11 protein-coding genes are annotated in these 15811 nt (G+C 75.2%); 8 read left to right on the forward strand and 3 right to left on the reverse strand.

The window, feature by feature from the left end; genetic code table 11:
- The first annotated feature begins 120 nt into the window (after positions 1-120).
- From ACIRSU_RS04175 to ACIRSU_RS04195, 5 genes are read left to right on the forward strand one after another with little or no spacing between them, the layout of a single operon-like run.
- Positions 121-1767 (forward strand): FAD-dependent monooxygenase, encoded by a 1647-nt coding sequence (locus tag ACIRSU_RS04175; protein ID WP_403788992.1) that lies wholly within the window; start codon positions 121-123, stop codon positions 1765-1767.
- A 16-nt stretch (positions 1768-1783) separates the two neighbouring features.
- Complete coding sequence (locus tag ACIRSU_RS04180) at positions 1784-3283, forward strand: flavin monoamine oxidase family protein (protein ID WP_403788994.1); 1500 nt, start codon at positions 1784-1786, stop codon at positions 3281-3283.
- Positions 3280-6474, forward strand: coding sequence for a ferritin-like domain-containing protein (locus ACIRSU_RS04185; protein WP_403788996.1), 3195 nt, complete (start codon positions 3280-3282; stop codon positions 6472-6474). Before ACIRSU_RS04180 ends, ACIRSU_RS04185 begins: the two co-directional genes overlap by 4 nt.
- 3 nt (positions 6475-6477) lie before the next feature.
- The gene (locus ACIRSU_RS04190) at positions 6478-8673 is read left to right on the forward strand and encodes an FAD-dependent monooxygenase (protein WP_403788998.1); all 2196 of its coding nucleotides are present in this window, start codon (positions 6478-6480) and stop codon (positions 8671-8673) included.
- Positions 8670-9929: a cytochrome P450 gene (locus ACIRSU_RS04195; protein ID WP_403789000.1), complete on the forward strand. Its 1260-nt coding sequence runs from the start codon at positions 8670-8672 to the stop codon at positions 9927-9929. Before ACIRSU_RS04190 ends, ACIRSU_RS04195 begins: the two co-directional genes overlap by 4 nt.
- Here the strand turns inward: ACIRSU_RS04195 and ACIRSU_RS04200 are convergent.
- A complete protein-coding gene (locus ACIRSU_RS04200) occupies positions 9913-10140 on the reverse strand; it encodes a hypothetical protein (protein WP_403789002.1) in 228 nt (75 codons plus the stop codon). The genes ACIRSU_RS04195 and ACIRSU_RS04200 overlap by 17 nt on opposite strands.
- 61 nt (positions 10141-10201) lie before the next feature.
- Between ACIRSU_RS04200 and ACIRSU_RS04205 the strand changes: the two genes are divergently transcribed.
- The 3 genes from ACIRSU_RS04205 to ACIRSU_RS04215 all read left to right on the forward strand — a co-directional run bounded on the left by ACIRSU_RS04205 (position 10202) and on the right by ACIRSU_RS04215 (position 13889).
- Complete coding sequence (locus ACIRSU_RS04205) at positions 10202-10885, forward strand: class I SAM-dependent methyltransferase (RefSeq protein WP_403789004.1); 684 nt, start codon at positions 10202-10204, stop codon at positions 10883-10885.
- A gap of 189 nt (positions 10886-11074) precedes the next feature.
- Entirely contained in the window at positions 11075-13033 is a 1959-nt protein-coding gene (locus ACIRSU_RS04210; protein WP_403789006.1) for an amino acid transporter, read from the forward strand.
- A 40-nt stretch (positions 13034-13073) separates the two neighbouring features.
- Positions 13074-13889: an SGNH/GDSL hydrolase family protein gene (locus ACIRSU_RS04215; RefSeq protein ID WP_403789008.1), complete on the forward strand. Its 816-nt coding sequence runs from the start codon at positions 13074-13076 to the stop codon at positions 13887-13889.
- Between the two features lie 93 nt (positions 13890-13982).
- Here the strand turns inward: ACIRSU_RS04215 and ACIRSU_RS04220 are convergent, their stop codons facing one another.
- Both ACIRSU_RS04220 and ACIRSU_RS04225 read right to left on the reverse strand, forming a co-directional pair.
- The gene (locus ACIRSU_RS04220; protein ID WP_403789010.1) at positions 13983-14795 is read right to left on the reverse strand and encodes an ABC transporter ATP-binding protein; all 813 of its coding nucleotides are present in this window, start codon (positions 14793-14795) and stop codon (positions 13983-13985) included.
- Positions 14792-15811 carry an ABC transporter ATP-binding protein gene (locus tag ACIRSU_RS04225; protein ID WP_403789012.1) on the reverse strand — a complete coding sequence of 340 codons (1020 nt, stop codon included), beginning with the start codon at positions 15809-15811 and terminating at the stop codon, positions 14792-14794. Before ACIRSU_RS04225 ends, ACIRSU_RS04220 begins: the two co-directional genes overlap by 4 nt.

The following is a 15811-nucleotide window of genomic DNA, read 5'->3' on the forward strand; positions in this document are numbered from 1 at the left end:
TTCTCGCGCCGGGCCGTACGCCCTGGCGAGCGGTGATCATCCGCACGCACCCTGAGGAACATGCCGGAGCGGCTGGTTCCGACGGACGGTACGGATGCGACACGGGTGGGGAGTGGGCCGATGCCGGGTGTGGACGTGTGCGTGGTCGGGGCGGGGCCGGTCGGGCTGACCCTGGCCATCGGACTGCGCGGGCTCGGCCTGGACGTGCGGGTCGTCGACCGCGCCCCGGCCGCCAAGCGCGAGGCCCGCGCCCTCGTCGTGTGGCCGCGCGCGGCCGAGGCGCTCGACGCCCTCGGCGTCGCCGGGACACTCAGACGCCACGGCGTGGAGCTCGGCGAGGTGACGATCCACGGCGGCGGCCGGGCGCTCGGCCGGCTGGCCACCGGCTGGCACCGCTCGGCACACAGCCGCCCGCTCAACATCGAGCAGCACGACATCGAGCGGCTGCTCAGCGCCGAGCTCGCCAAGCTCGGCACCGAGGTCGAGTGGGACACCGAGGTCACCGACGTGAAGGTGCACGACGACCGCGCCGAGTACACCCTCACCCGGCCCGACGGCTCGGCCGAGTCCGCCACCGCCGCCTGGATCGTCGGCTGCGAGGGCACCGCGAGCGTGGTCCGCGACCGGCTCGGCATCCCCTTCCAGGGCCGTCGGCGCGCCGGCCTCCAGGTCGTCCAGGGCAACGCCCACGCCGACTGGCCCTACGGCTACCACCCCGGCCACGGCCACATCTTCCTCGCCCCGCGCCGCTCGCTGCTCGTCTTCCCGCTGCCCGGCGGCGGCTTCCGCTTCTTCTGCTTCCGCGACGACCCCGACCCCACCCTGACCGCGCCGCCGACCCTCGGCGAGCTGCGCGACCTGGTCGCCGAGACCGCCCGGCTGCCGCACCTGCGGCTCGCCCCCACCGAGCCGGTCTGGCTCAACCGGGCCCGGTTCAGCGACCGGGTCGCCGCCCGGCTGCGCTGCGGCCGCGGGCTGCTCGCCGGCGACGCGGCGCACGCCTGGGCGCCGGTCGGCGGCCACGGCATGAACGTCGGCATGCTCGGGGCGCACAACCTGGCCTGGAAGCTGGCCGCCGTGCACCGCGGCGAGGCCGACGAGCGGCTCCTCGACACGTACGACACCGAGCAGCGCGCCCTCGCGCTGCGCTACATCCACGAGATGCGCCTGAACTTCATGGAGCTGCCGCTGCCGCCGCTCGGCTACCACGCCTTCACCGCCGCCGTGCCGCTCGCGCTCTCCCTGAAGCGCTTCCAGCAGCGCCTGGACTGGCAGTTGAGCGACCTCGGCCGCAACCACCGGCACAGCGCCCTGTCCTGGCGCCGCTCCCCCGCCGGCCGCGCGAGCGACGGACGCCGCGGCCCGCGGGCCGGCGACCGGATGCCCGACGCCATGGTCACGGCCGGCGACCCGGCCGCCGGCCCCGTACGCCTGCACGAGCTGCTCCGGTACGACACCTGGACGCTGGTCGTGGACGCGGCGCGGGCCGCCGACGGAGCCGTACGCCGGGCGCTGGAGCAGCGGTGCACGGACGGGCCCGTGCCGGTCCGGCTGCTGCCGGTCACCCCGGCGTACGCGAGCGAGGCGCGGCTGCTCGGCCGGTCCGGGGAGCTGCGGCTCGTCCGGCCGGACGGGTACGTGGGCCTGGTCGCGCCCGTCGACCGGCCCGAATGCCTCGACGCGTACCTCGCCTCGCTCGCCCCGCAGGCGCCACGGACCCCGCACACCCCGCACTCCCCCTCGTCCCCCTCAGCCACCGCACAGTGACGGGAGTCAGAGTCCCTTGTCCAAGCACCGGACGCGCACCCGAGGCACGGTCACCGTCATCGGCGCGGGGATGGCCGGCCTGGTCGCCGCCTACGAACTCGAACGCCTCGGCCACCGCGTGGAGATCCTCGAAGGCAGCCGCCGGCTCGGCGGCCGCATCCGCACCCACCGCTTCGGCGCCCACGAGGGCGCCCCCTTCGTCGAACTGGGCGCCATGCGGGTGCCCACCCACCACCACCGCACCATGCACTACGTCGAGCATCTCGGACTGCTCGACCAGGTACGGCCGTTCACCACCCTCCTCTCGGAGGAGAACGCCCTGCTCGCCACCAGCACCGGCCACGTCCGGCTGCGGGACGCGCCGCGCCGGCTGATCGCCGACGTCCGCGCCTCGCTCCACCGCGACGCCTACCGCGAGGAGACCGTCGTGTTCGGCGCCTGGCTGGCGGCCGTCGTCGACGCCGTCGCCCCGCCCGCGCTGCGCACCGGACTCCGCGCCGACCTCGCCCGCAACCTCCTCGACCTGGTCGAGCAGGTCGACCTGACACCCCATCTGCTCGGCGACGGCAAGGACCGCATCGATGTCCACGGGCTCTTCGCCGCCCACCCGGGAATCCGGGCCGGCTGCGGCACCCGCCTGAACAGTTTCCTCGACGACATCCTCACCGAGACCAGTCCGGGGCTGATCCGGCTGGCCTGCGGCATGGACCAGCTGGTGCAGCGGCTCGCCGGCCGGGTCCGCGGCCCGATCTGGCTGGGCCAGGAGGTCACCGGCCTGGACGTCGCCCCCGACGAGGTGCGGCTGCGCGTCGGACGCGGCCCGCTGGCCGCGCTGCGCGGCGCCGACGTGGTGCTCTGCACGGTGCCGTTCTCGCTGCTGCGCCGGATGAGCCTCGGCGGCTTCGACGAGGACAAGCTGACCGTCGTACGGGAGGTGGACTACTGCCCGGCGACCAAGGTGGCCGTGCACGTCCGCGAGCCGTTCTGGGAGCGGGAGGGCATCCGGGGCGGCGCCTCCTTCAGCGGCGGCCTGATCCGGCAGACGTACTATCCCGCGCCCGCGGAGGACGCCCCGTCCGGCGCCGAAGGGCGCGGCGCGGCGCTGCTCGCCAGCTACACCATCGGCGAGGACGCCGATCTGCTCGGCCGGCTGCCGGACCGGCAGCGGCACCGCGTGGTCCTCGACGAGCTGGGCCGGATGCACCCGCAGGTGCTGCGGCGCGGCATGGTCCGGGGCGTGGCCAGCATGGCGTGGGGCGAGCACGAGTGGACCGGCGGCGGCTGCACCATCCGCTGGGGGCAGGACGCGGCGGCCTGCGAGGAGGAGCGCCGGCGGGCGGCCCGCCCGCAGGGGCGGCTGTTCTTCGCGGGCGAGCACTGCTCCTCCGAACCGGCCTGGATCGAGGGCGCGGTGGAATCGGCCCTGGAGGCGGTGCGGGCCATAGACCGGCGGTTCGGCGCCGGCGCCGTGGGCGCCGGCCGCGTCGCCCGGAGTCGGCTGGAGGCGGCGGCATGAGCGTCTTCGACACCCCGCGCGTGTACTTCGCCGGCACCGCGCAGACCAGGCTGCCCACCGGCCCGCGCGGGGCGGCCGGGGCCGGTCTGCTCGACCTGGGCACGAACACGGTCCTGCTGCCGGAGGGATTCGTGGACGGGACGGCCGCGTCCTTCCACGACCTGTTACGCGAACGGGGCGCGCTCGGCGGGCACTTCTCCGGCAACGGGCACTTCTCGGTGGACGCGCGGGTGACGGCCGTCGAGGGCCCGGAGCCCGCGGCCGCGGACGGCGATCCACTCGTGGGGCGGGCCGTGGACCTGTGGGGGCACTACAACCCGTATCTGGGCACGACGGCCAACCGGGCCCGGGTCTTCGACGTCGACCCGGCCTCGGCCTGGACCACGACGCTGATGACCGGCCGGTTCGCGCTCGGCCGCCGGGGCCGCTCGCACGACTCGGGGCATGTGTGCCTGGGTGACGTGACCGGCTTCCAGCCGCCGCGCTGGCATGCCTTCGACCCCTCGCCCGCCGTGCTGCACCAGTTCGCGGTCCCGGCGGGTCCCGCGCTCGACTGGCCCGAGGGCCCGGGACCCGGCGGCTGCTCCCCGGCGGCGACGGCGCTGCGGTCCGCCGCCGAGGCGTACGGCGGACTCCTGGTGCAGTTCACCCTGGAGGCCGCCGGTGAGCCCGGGAGCCCGGGGCACGGGTACGAGGGGCCCGGCGACGCCCCGCAGCAGTGGCGGCTGCGCGGGGTGATCGCCCCCTGGCGGCCGGAGGAGCCGCGCACGCATCCGGCGGGCCGGCTGCTCGTCCCGTACGGCGGGGCACGACGGGACGCGTGGATCTGCTCCGTGCGCGTGACGGACGGCGAGGCCGTGTTCAACCTGCCGTTCGGCCGGCCGGGGAACGGCGGCGACGGGGAGCTCGAGCTGCGTACGGCCGTCACGGACGAGCTGGTCGCCGTGCTGCCCGCTGCCGGGCCGGACGACCGGCTGGTCGTGGCGGTGCCGGTGACCGGGGCCGGCGGCGCCCGGGCCGCCGACGAGGGGCTGTGCCTGGTGGGCACGGACGGCACCGGCGGGCATGTCGTGTGGCTGCGGGAGCGCGAGCGGGTCGTCGTCACCGACGAGGCCGCGCTGCTCGTCGAGCACCCGGACCGGGAGCGCGGCGAGGACCACGCCGTGGAGATCGCGGTGCGGGCGAGCGTACGGGGCCGGCCGGCGGCCCACGAGGCCGTCGTCGTCCGCCAGTTCGCCAACCCACGGGCCCTGCCCGGCGCGCGGAGCGAGGACCTGGTGATCGTGGAGCTGCGCCCGGGCCGGCTCACGGACGGAAAGGACGCCGGTCCGGAGGCGCAGCCGGCGGAGTTCGCGGACGTGTGCCGGCTCGTGACCGACGAGCGGGGGCGGGGTTGGTTCACGCTGCGCGGAGCGCGCGCCGGGACGGCGCGCCTGCTGCTCACGGCCGACGCCGGCGAACTCCCGCCCTGCCCGGCCGAATCGCCCGGCGAATCGCCGGCCTCGGTGGCGTACGACGACGGGGACGCGCTCGGCTGGTGGGCGGGGGCGGGCGGGGCGCACGTCCGGGTGCTGCCCGACGACTGGCACCTCGACGCCGTACTGAAGGAGGAGGCGACCTTCGAGCTGCTGCACCGGGAGGTCTTCGCGGTCTACGAGCAGCTGTACCCGTTCATGCGCGACGAGGTGTTCAGCCTCGCGGACCGGTGCAAGGTCGAGACGTACGCGAAGCTGATCTGGCAGATGTGCGATCCGGCGAACCGGGACCGTACGTACTACATGCCGCCGACCCGCGACCTCACCCTGCCGAAGGCCCGGCTGCTCCTGAAGTACCTGAGGGCGCGCTCGGCCGCCGACGCGGTGCTTCCGGTCACCGCGCCGTCGCCCGCCGCGCCGGTGCCCCGGATCACGACGCGGGCGCAGCTGCGGGCGGCGCTGTGGCAGGCGGTCACGGTGGAGCTGGCGACCTCGCTGCAGTACCTGTACGCCGGGTACTCTCTGCCCACGCACGGCGCCGGTTTCGCGTACGTGCAGCGCGGGGTGTGGACGCCCCGGCAGCTGCGGCTGGCGTGCGGCGACGGCGGGGAGACGCTGAGCAAGGGGATCCGGGACAGCCTGTTCGAGGTGGCCCGCGAGGAGATGATCCACTTCCTGGTCGTCAACAACATCCTGATGGCGATGGGCGAGCCGTTCCACGTCCCCGCGATCGACTTCGGCACGCCGGGGCGGCTGCCGCTGCCGCTGGACTTCGCGCTCGAACCGCTCGATCTGGGCAGCGTGCAGCGGTTCGTCGCGATCGAGCGTCCCGAGCGGCTGGCCGGTGGCTCCGCAAGCGGCTCCTGCGGTCCCGGAGGCGAACGCGGCTGCGAGGGCGCGCCGTTCGGTTCGCCGAGCGAGCTGTACGCGGCGATCCGCGACGGGCTGACCCGGGTGCCGGACCTGTTCCTGGTGGACCGGGGGCGGGGCGGCGGCGAGCACCATCTCTTCCTGGGCCGGTCGGTCGACGCCCGCCACCCGGACTACCAGCTGGAGGTCGACGACCTGCCGAGCGCGCTGTTCGCCGTCGACTTCGTCACCGAGCAGGGCGAGGGCGGGGTGCTCGACGCGCCCGGTCCCGTACCCGAGTCGCACCACGACACCTTCGTACGGCTCGGCGAACTCCTCATGACCGAACGGGCGGACGGCCCCGGCGGGCAGGGCGCGCCGTGGCACCCCGCCTATCCGGCGCTGCGCAACCCGACCCTCGATCCGGCACACCCGGGCCGGGCGGCGGTCCGCGACCCGCACGCCCGGGAGGTGATGCGGCTGTTCAACCGCTGCTACTTCCTGATGCTCCAGCTGATGGTGCAGCACTTCGCGGAGAGCCCGGACGCGAGCCTGCGCCGTTCGCGGCTGATGAACGCGGCGATCGACGTCATGACGGGGATGATGCGGCCGCTCGCCGAGCTCCTGGTGACGCTCGACTCGGGCTGGCGGGGCCGCACGGCCGGCCCGTCCTTCGAGCTGGAGGAGCCGCCGGTGGCACTGGCCCGGCCCGATGTGGCCCGGCGGGCGTTCGCGCTGCGCTTCGGGCATCTCGCGCGGATGGCCGGGGAGTGCGCGGGGGTGCCCGACCGGGTGCCGGAGTTGATGACCTTCTACGCGGAGCAGTTCCGTGCCGGGTGGGGCGGACGGGCCGAGGGAGAGCGCTGAGCGATGAGCACGTACGAGAGGGACGCGGCGTACGGGACGGGCGCGGCGGTCGGGGCGGCTGCGGCACACGGGACGGGCGCGCCGCACGGGACGGGTGCGGCATATGGGACGGGCGCGCCGTACGAGACGGGCGCGCCGGTCGGGGCGGGCGCGCCGCACGGGGCGGGCCGGGGGTCCCTCGTCCTGGAGACGGACGTCCTGGTGGTGGGCGGCGGGCCGGTCGGTCTGGCGCTCGCGCTCGATCTCGCCTACCGCGGAGTGGACTTCACGCTGGTCGAGGCGGGCGACGGCACACCGGCCGAGCCACGGATCACGACGGTGGGGCCCCGCGCGATGGAGATGTTCCGCCGCTGGGGCATGGCCGACGTCCTGCGCGGCGCGGGCTGGCCGGACGACCACGCCCTGGACATCGCCTGGGTGACGGCGGTCGGCGGCCACGAGCTGCACCGGCTGCCGTTCGGCACGGTCGCGACCCGCCCGCGGCCCGAGCACACGCCGGAACCGGAGGCGATCTGCCCGCAGCACTGGATGGCGCCACTGCTCCTCGACCGGCTCGGCTGTCATCCGGACGGGCCGGTGCGGACCCACAGCCGGCTGCTCGGCTTCACCACCGGGCCGGGCGGGGTCACCGCCACGGTGGTCTCCGGCGGCGGCGTCCCCGTCGAGGTGCGGGCGGGCTATCTGGTCGGCTGCGACGGCGCCGGGTCGTTCGTGCGCAAGGCGTCCGGGATCGGGACGCCCGAACTGCACCCGCCACGGGTGCTGCGGAACATCCTCTTCCGGGCGCCCGAGCTGCCCAAGCTGCTCGGGCCGCGCGCCCCGCTCGTCCACTTCCTCACCTCGCCGACCGGGCTGCGCTATCCGCTGCGCGCGATCGACGGCCGCGGCGTCTACCGGCTGACCGCGCCGCCGAACGGCGAACCCGCGCTGACCGTCGTACGGCGCGCGGTGCCGCTCGACACCCCGCTGGAGATCGAGGCCGACGACGAGTGGCACCTGACCCACCGGGTGGCCGACCGCTACCGCTCCGGCCGGGTCTTCCTGGCCGGGGACGCGGCGCACACCCTGTCGCCGTCCGGCGGCTTCGGCATGAGCACGGGCGTCTGCGACGCGGCCGACCTCGGCTGGAAGCTGGCCGCCGCGCTGGCCGGCTGGGCCGGACCCGGGCTGCTCGACTCGTACGAGACCGAGCGCCGCCCGATCGCCGTGGCCGGGGTCGACGAGGCCAACCGGAACCTGCGCCGCACCCAGGAGCGGCGGATCTCGCCCGCGCTGCTCGACGACACGCCCCTGGGCGAGCGGGCCCGCGCCGCGCTCGGCCGGGAGCTGGCGGTCTCGGACGTGCGGCGCGAGTTCGACCGGCCGGAGATGCACTTCGCGTACCGGTACGCGTCCCCGGTCGTCGCGGTCGAGCCGGTCCGGCCGGTCCGGCCGGGAACGGGCGACGGTGGAACGCTGAACCGCTCCACCGCGCCCGGGACGCGGGCGCCGCACGTCTGGCTGGCCCCCGGGCGCTCCACACTCGACCTGTTCGGCCGCGAGTTCGTCCTGCTCGACCTCGGCGACGGTGCGGACGGCGGCCCGGAGCCGGTGGTACGGGCCTTCGCGGAGCGCCGGGTCCCGCTGCGGGTGGTGCGGTGCGCCGACCCGGAGGCCGTACGGCGCTACGAGCAGCCGTACGTGCTGGTCCGCCCGGACGGGCACGTGGCCTGGCGCGGCGCCCGGCCCCCCGTCGACCCGGCGGCGCTCGCGGACCTGGTGCGGGGAGCGGGCTCGCGGCGGGGAACGGACTCACTACGGGGACCGGGCACGGTGCGGGGAGCAGGCACGGTGAGGGGGACGGGCACGGTGCGGGGGACGGGCACGGTGCGGGAACGAGGCACGGTGCCGGGAGCCGACCCACCGCGGGGACCGGGCCCGGTGCGGGGAGCCGACCTGCCGCGCGAAGCCGTCCCACCGCGGGGACCGGGCCCACTCCGCGAAGCCGACCTGCCGCGCGAAGCCGACCCGCCGCGCGCAGCCAACCAGCCGCGGGGAGCCGCCGACCCGCCGCGCGAAACCAACCCGCCGCGCGCAGCCACCCCGCCGCGGGGAGCCGCCGACCCGCCGCGCGAAGCCGACCCGCCGCCCGCAGCCACCCCGCCGCGGGGAGTCGACCTGCCGCCGGGACTCGGTCTGCCGCCCGGAGCGGACGGATGAGCGTCGAGCGGCTGGACGACGGGGCGCGCGGGCTGCCCGCCTTCGAGCCGGCCCGGCTCGACCTGGCCGACCCGTACCCCGTCTACCGGCGCTACCGGGAGGCCGGGCCGGTGCACCCGGTGCGGGGCGCGCGGGGGCCGACGACCTGGTACGTCTTCGGGTACGCGGAGGTGGCGCGGGTGCTCGCCCGCCGGGAGTTCGGGCGGGTGGCCCCGGGCGCCGGGTCGGCGGCGCCGCTGCCGCCCGGGTACGCGGTCCTCCGCCAGGTCGTCGAGAACTGGCTGGTCTTCCTGGACCCACCTCGGCACACCCGGCTGCGGGCCCTGGTCACGCCGCCGCTCGGCGCCGGTCCGGTGGCGGAGCTGCGGCCCCGGATCCGGCGGCTCGCCCGCCGGCTCGCCGCGCCGCTGGCGGCGCGGGAGAGCGTCGACCTCGTCGCGGAGTTCGCGGCGCCGTTCCCGCTGCTCGTGATCTCCGGCGTGCTCGGCGTGCCCGAGGAGCGGCAGGCGTGGTTCCGCGAGCAGGCGCTGGCGCTGCAGCGGGCGGGCGGCACCCGGGGGGACGGCAGTGCGGCGGGGATGGCGGCGGCGGAGCGGGCGGCCGGGGAGCTCAGCGCCTTCTTCCGGCGGGAGCTGGACGCCCGGCGCGGGCCGGGGCGGGACCGGGGCGACCTGCTCTCGGTGCTCGTCCGGGCCGCCGACGAGGGGACCTCGCTGTCGCCCGAGGAGCAGTCGGCGACCTGCATCCACCTCCTGACGGCGGGCCACGAGACCACGACCGGGCTGATCGGCAAGGCGGTCCTGGCGCTGCTCGCCCGGCCGGAGCTGCGGGCCGGGCTGAGGGCGGATCCGGGGCTGTGGCCGGCGGCGGTGGACGAGTTCCTGCGGCACGACCCGCCGGTCCAGATGGTGACCCGCTGGGCACTGCGCGACACCGTCCTCGCCGGGCGCCCGGTCCGCGCGGGCGACCGGCTCGTCCTGGTCCTCGGCGCGGCCGGCCGTGACCCGGCGCGCTTCCCCGACCCCGACCGCCTGGACATCCACCGGGACGCGGCGCGGCACTGCGCGTTCGGCCTCGGCATCCACTACTGCGCCGGCGCGGCGCTCGCCCGCGCGGAGGCCGAGACCGGCCTCGCGGAGCTGCTCGACCGGCTCCCGGCCCTCCGCCCCGGGGCCCGGCCGCGGGTGGCGGTGCGCTACGCGCCGGACTGGGTGTTCCACGGGCCGGAGCGGCTCACGGTCACGGTGCGGGAGTGAAGGTGGAGGTGGAGGTCGGGGCCGAGGGCGTGGGGCCGGGCTCCGAGGGCGTGCCGCGGTGTTCCATGGTGCCGAGCACCAGGACGGCGAAGAGCACCGTGCCGATGATGAGCGCGAGCCCGATCGGGTTGTCGGGGTTGTACGTGTAGCGGTTGGTGCCCCACTTGCTCTTCTTGAACACCGGCTCGTGCGCATGGTCGGCGTCGCCCATCCCCCGGCTCCCCCTCATGTCCGAACGTCGGTCCGCCCGGCGCCAGGCTACTCTCCGCCTCATGACGCGGGACGCACGGCACGGCGCACAGGACGACGCCCAGTACGAGCACTGGCAGCGCACGTACGAGGAGCACCCCGGGATGTACGGGGAGGAGCCGTCGGCGCCCGCACGGTACGCGGCCGGCGTGTTCGCGGCGGCCGGCGCGGAGGAGGTTCTGGAGCTGGGCGCGGGCCACGGCCGGGACGCGCTGTACTTCGCCGGGCGCGGCTTCCGGGTCGTGGCGACGGACTTCAGTCCGGTGGGTCTGGGGCAGCTCGGCCGGCGCGCGGCGGCGGAGGGGCTCGCCGGCCGGGTCACCACGGAGGTGGTGGACGTGCGCGCGCCGCTGCCCTTCGGCGGCGGGTCGGCGGACGCCGTCTTCGCGCACATGCTGCTCTGCATGGACCTGTCGACGCGGCGGATCACGGAACTGGTCGCCGAGGTCCGCCGAACGCTGCGCCCGGGCGGCACCTTCGTCTACACCGTCCGGCACACCGGCGACGCCCACTGCGGCACGGGCGTGGCGCACGGCGACGACGTCTACGAGCACGGCGGCTTCGCGGTCCACTTCTTCTCGCGCGAGCTCGTCGACCGGCTCGCCGAGGGCTGGATCCTCCAGGAGGTGCACCCCTTCGAGGAGGGTGCCCTGCCGCGCCGGCTGTGGCGGGTCACGATGACGGTGCCGGCGCAGGGGCCCGCGTGACATCCGTACACCGACACCACAGGTCGGGCCCGGTGTGACGAGCGCAACGCCCGGCAGAGGGATCTTGACGATTTCCTGACGGCTTTCGGCACGACCCATATGGGTCCTTTGCTTACGCTGGCTCGACCGCCGTCCGTGCGATGGCCGAAACCCGACCACAGTAGTGCAACGGACAGCAGGAGTTCTCCGATGGCCATGCCACCCGATACCCGTACCAGCCGCCTGCGCGCATGGATGCTGGAAGGCCTGTCCGACATGGCCAAGGGGCGGCCGGGTGAGCCGCAGGCAACAGAACCGGCCAAGCTGGAGCACAAGGGGCAGCCCTGGTGGCGCGTCATGTGCCTGACCGGTGTCGACTACTTCTCGACACTCGGCTACCAGCCGGGCATCGCGGCCCTGGCGGCCGGTGTGCTCTCCCCCGTCGCGACGATCGTGCTGGTGATCGTGACGCTGGCGGGCGCGCTGCCCGTGTACCGGCGGGTCGCCGCGGAGAGCCCGCACGGCGAGGGCTCGATCGCGATGCTGTCGCGGCTGCTGTCCAAGTGGAAGGGCAAGCTCTTCGTCCTCACCCTGCTCGGCTTCGCGGCGACCGACTTCCTGATCACCATCACGCTGTCGGCGGCGGACGCCTCCACCCACCTGGTGGAGAACCCGCATCTCGAGTCGGCCCTGCACGACAAGCAGGTCCTCATCACGCTGCTCCTCGTGGCGCTGCTCGGGGCGGTGTTCCTCAAGGGCTTCCTGGAGGCGATCGGCGTCGCCGTCGCCCTCGTCGGCGTCTACCTCGCCCTCAACCTGGTCGTCGTGATCACCGGCCTGTGGGAGGTCCTCAACAACGGCCACCTCGTCACCGACTGGACGGCCGCGCTGACCGCCGAACACGGCAACGCCTTCGCCATGATCGGCGTCGCGCTGATCGTCTTCCCCAAGCTGGCGCTCGGTCTGTCCGGCTTCGAGACCGGTGTGGCCGTGATGCCGCACATCAAGGGCGACGCCGACGACACCGAGACCCGGCCCGCGGGCCGCATCCGCGGCGCCAAGAAGCTGCTGACCACGTCCGCGCTGATCATGAGCGTGTTCCTGATCGCCACGAGCTTCATCACCACCGTCCTCATCCCGCACCAGGAGTTCGAGTCCGGCGGCAAGGCCAACGGCCGCGCGCTGGCGTACCTGGCGCACGAGTACCTGGGCAACACCTTCGGCACGATCTACGACGTCTCGACGATCGCGATCCTGTGGTTCGCGGGCGCGTCGGCGATGGCCGGTCTGCTCAACCTGATGCCCCGCTACCTGCCGAAGTACGGCATGGCCCCGCACTGGGCCCGCGCGGTGCGCCCGATGGTCATCGTCTTCACGCTGGTCGCCTTCCTCGTCACATGGCTCTTCGACGCCGACGTGGACGCCCAGGGCGGCGCGTACGCGACCGGTGTGCTCGTGCTGATCTCCTCCGCCGCCATCGCCGTGACGATCGCGGCGCACCGGGCCGGCCAGCGCGCCCTGACCTTCGTCTTCGGCGCCATCTCGGCCGTCTTCCTCTACACGACCGTCGTCAACGTCATCGAGCGCCCGGACGGCGTGAAGATCAGTGCCTGCTTCATCGCCGGCATCATCCTGATCTCCTTCCTCTCGCGCCTCTGGCGCGCCTTCGAGCTCCGGGTCACCCACGTCGAGCTGGACGAGATGGCCGAGCGCTTCATCCGCGACATCTCGAACCGCACACCGCGCTTCATCGCGAACGAGCCGGACAACCGGGACGTCGCCGAGTACCGCGACAAGATCGAGCAGATCCGCAGCGACAACGACCTCGCCGGGCAGGAGGACTTCGTCTTCATCGAGGTGACGGTCACCGACCCGTCCGAGTTCGAGGCCGTTCTCACGGCGAAGGGCGAGGTCATGCACGACCGCTACCGCGTCCTCACGGTGGAGAGCTCCTCCGTCTCCAACGCGCTGGCCGCGCTGCTGCTGCACGCGCGGGACATCACCGGGGTCCGCCCGCACATCTACTTCGAATGGACCGAGGGCGACCCGATGGCCAACTTCCTGCGCTTCTTCCTCCTCGGCCGCGGCGAGGTCGCCCCGGTGACCCGCGAGATCCTGCGCGAGGCGGAACCGGACCGGACGCGGCGGCCGCGCGTACACGTGGGCTGATCCCCGACGGGCCGGGACCCCCGGGCATATACTCAACAATATGAATACTGAACGGCGCGAGCAGGTGGCGCCGCCGAGGGCCGCCTACCACCGGTACGTGGCCCTCGGCGACAGCCAGACGGAGGGCGTCGGCGACGGGGACGACGTCCGGGGCCTGCGCGGCTGGGCCGACCGGCTCGCCGAGACGGTCGCCCGGTCGAGCCCTGGGCTCCACTACGCCAATCTGGCGGTACGGGGCCGTCTCGCCGGTCAGGTACGCGCCGAGCAGCTCGGGCCCGCGCTCGCCCTGGAGCCCGATCTCGCGACGGTCGTCGCCGGCGTGAACGACCTGCTGCGGCCCCGCTTCGACGCGGACGAGGTCGCCGGTCACCTGGCGGCGATGTTCGCCGCGCTCACCGGGCGGGGTGCCCGTGTCGCGACGCTCACCTTCCCCGACCTCACCCGGCTGATCCCGGCGGCCCGTCCGGTCGCGCCCCGGATCACCGCCCTCAACGCGGGGATCCGCGAGGCCGCCCGGGCCCACGGCGTCACCGTCGTCGAGACCGCCGACCACCCGGCCGTCACCGACCCCCGTCTCTGGAGCCACGACCGCCTCCACGCGGCCCCACCCGGTCACGCCCGGATCGCCGCCGCGTTCGCCCACGCCCTCGAACTGCCCGGCACCGACGACTCCTGGTCCCGCCCCCTCCCCCCGCCCGGCGTCGCCCCGGCCACCGGCCTGCGCCGCGCGGGCGTCGAACTCGCCTGGGCGGCCGCCTTCCTCGGCCCCTGGCTCACCCGCCGCCTGCGCGGCCGCTCGTCGGGCGACGGCCGCACGGCCAAACGCCCGACGCTGCTGCCGGTCGCCTCCGGCTGACCTCCGTGTCCGCGCCGCCTGCGCGGGACGCCGGCCTCGCGCCATGGGACGACCGTGTCCACCTGGAGCGAGCGGGCCGACCCGGCCAAGGGATCAGCCCGCGATCGTCGAGCGGGCCGCGGCGATGCGGGCCGGGTCCCAGCCGCGGCGGGGGACGGAGTCCAGGAGGAGGCGGGTGTAGGGGTGTTCGGGGTGGTCGAGGACTCGGGCGGTCGGGCCCGACTCGACGATGCGGCCGTGGCGCAGCACCACGATCTCCTCGGTGATGTGCCGTACGACCCCGAGGTCGTGGGTCACGAAGAGGAAGCCGACGCCTGCCTCGCGCCGGATGCGGGCGAGGAGTTCGAGGATCTGGGCCTGGATGGAGACGTCGAGCGCGGCGACCGCCTCGTCGAGGACGAGGACGCGCGGTTCGGCGGCCAGGGCGCGGGCGATGGCGACGCGCTGGCGCTGGCCGCCGGAGAGGCGGCGGGGCAGTGCGGCGGCCTCGCGCGGGCCGAGGCCCACCTGGTCGAGGAGTTCGGCGACGCGGGCCCGGCGGGCGGCCGGGTCGAGGCGGAAGTGCAGCCGCAGGACCTCGTCGACGCAGTCGCCGACGCTGATCCGGGGGTCGAGGGAGAGGTACGGGTCCTGGAAGACCATCTGGATCTCGCGGGCCCTGGCGAGCCGTTCGGCCCGGCCGCGCGGGCGGGCGGAGCGGTCCCGGCCGTCGAGGGTGACCGTGCCGGCGTCGGCGCGTTCGAGGCCGACGAGCATCCGGACGCTGGTGGTCTTGCCGCTGCCCGACTCGCCCACGATGCCGAGGGAGGAGCCGGGCGCGAGGGAGAACGACACGTCGTCGACGGCGGTGTGGTCGCCGTACGTCTTGCGCAGTCCGCGCACGACGAGGCCGGAACGGGCGGTCACAGCTGGATCCCTTCGTCGGCGCGGTGACAGGCGGCGAGTCCGTCGCCGTGCGCCACCAGCGCGGGCACCTCGTCCGTGCAGCGCGCCACGGCGTGGGCGCAGCGGGCGGCGAAGGCACAGCCGGGCGGGGCTTCGGCGACGGAGACCGGGCGGCCCTCGATGGGGCGGGGCGCGGGCGCGCCGGGGTCGATGCGCGGGGTGCAGGAGAGCAGCCCGGCCGTGTAGGGGTGGCGCGGGCGGTCGAACAGCTCGGTGGTGGTGCGGGTCTCGACGATGCGGCCGGCGTACATCACGTACACCCGGTCGCAGATGGCGGCGGCGAGTTCCAGGTCGTGGGTGACGAAGAGGAGTCCGGTGCCGCGTTCGGCCTGGAGGCGGGTGAGGATCGCGATGATCTCGGCCTGGGTGGTGACGTCGAGCGCGGTGGTGGGTTCGTCGGCGACGATCAGGGCCGGGTCGCCGGCGAGGGCGGCGGCGATGACGACGCGCTGGAGCATGCCGCCGGAGAACTCGTGCGGGTAGCGGCGCAGGGCGCCGCGCGGGTCGCGGATGCCGACGGCCTCGAGGAGTTCGGCGGCGCGGGCGGTGGCCTTGGCGGCGGGGGTGCCGGCGGCGCGCAGGCCCTCGGTGACGAAGTCGCCGACGCGGCGCAGTGGGTTGACGGAGGCGCGCGGGTCCTGGAAGACCATGGCGGCCTTGCGGGCGCGCAGGTCGGCGAGGGCTCCGCGGTCGAGGGTGAGGACGTCCTGTCCGGCGACCCTGACCTGGCCGGTGGTGCGGGCCCTGGCGGGGAGGAGGCCGAGGACGGTGCGGCAGGCGACGGACTTGCCGGAGCCGGACTCGCCGACGAGGCCGACGGTCTCGCCGGGGGCGACGGTGAGGGTGACGCCGTCGAGGAGGGGGCGGGCGGCCTGTCCTTCGGGGAGCCGGAGGGTGAGCCGGTCGATCTCCAGGACGGGGGCGGCGCTGGGGCTGTGGTCGGTCATGGTGGTCCCGGTCGTGGTGGTCCCGGTCAT

The sequence above is a fragment of the Streptomyces sp. NPDC101160 genome (assembly GCF_044768205.1).
GTDB lineage: Bacteria > Actinomycetota > Actinomycetes > Streptomycetales > Streptomycetaceae > Streptomyces.

What these genes read in the sequence shown, in the direction of transcription:
- ACIRSU_RS04210 (WP_403789006.1), top strand. Translation starts at nt 11,075, where the DNA reads ATGGCCATGCCACCCGATACCCGTACCAGCCGCCTGCGCGCATGGATG.
- ACIRSU_RS04200 (WP_403789002.1), bottom strand. Translation starts at nt 10,140, where the DNA reads ATGGGCGACGCCGACCATGCGCACGAGCCGGTGTTCAAGAAGAGCAAG.
- ACIRSU_RS04190 (WP_403788998.1), top strand. Translation starts at nt 6,478, where the DNA reads ATGAGCACGTACGAGAGGGACGCGGCGTACGGGACGGGCGCGGCGGTC.
- ACIRSU_RS04215 (WP_403789008.1), top strand. Translation starts at nt 13,074, where the DNA reads ATGAATACTGAACGGCGCGAGCAGGTGGCGCCGCCGAGGGCCGCCTAC.
- ACIRSU_RS04175 (WP_403788992.1), top strand. Translation starts at nt 121, where the DNA reads ATGCCGGGTGTGGACGTGTGCGTGGTCGGGGCGGGGCCGGTCGGGCTG.
- ACIRSU_RS04205 (WP_403789004.1), top strand. Translation starts at nt 10,202, where the DNA reads ATGACGCGGGACGCACGGCACGGCGCACAGGACGACGCCCAGTACGAG.
- ACIRSU_RS04195 (WP_403789000.1), top strand. Translation starts at nt 8,670, where the DNA reads ATGAGCGTCGAGCGGCTGGACGACGGGGCGCGCGGGCTGCCCGCCTTC.
- ACIRSU_RS04225 (WP_403789012.1), bottom strand. Translation starts at nt 15,811, where the DNA reads ATGACCGGGACCACCACGACCGGGACCACCATGACCGACCACAGCCCC.
- ACIRSU_RS04185 (WP_403788996.1), top strand. Translation starts at nt 3,280, where the DNA reads ATGAGCGTCTTCGACACCCCGCGCGTGTACTTCGCCGGCACCGCGCAG.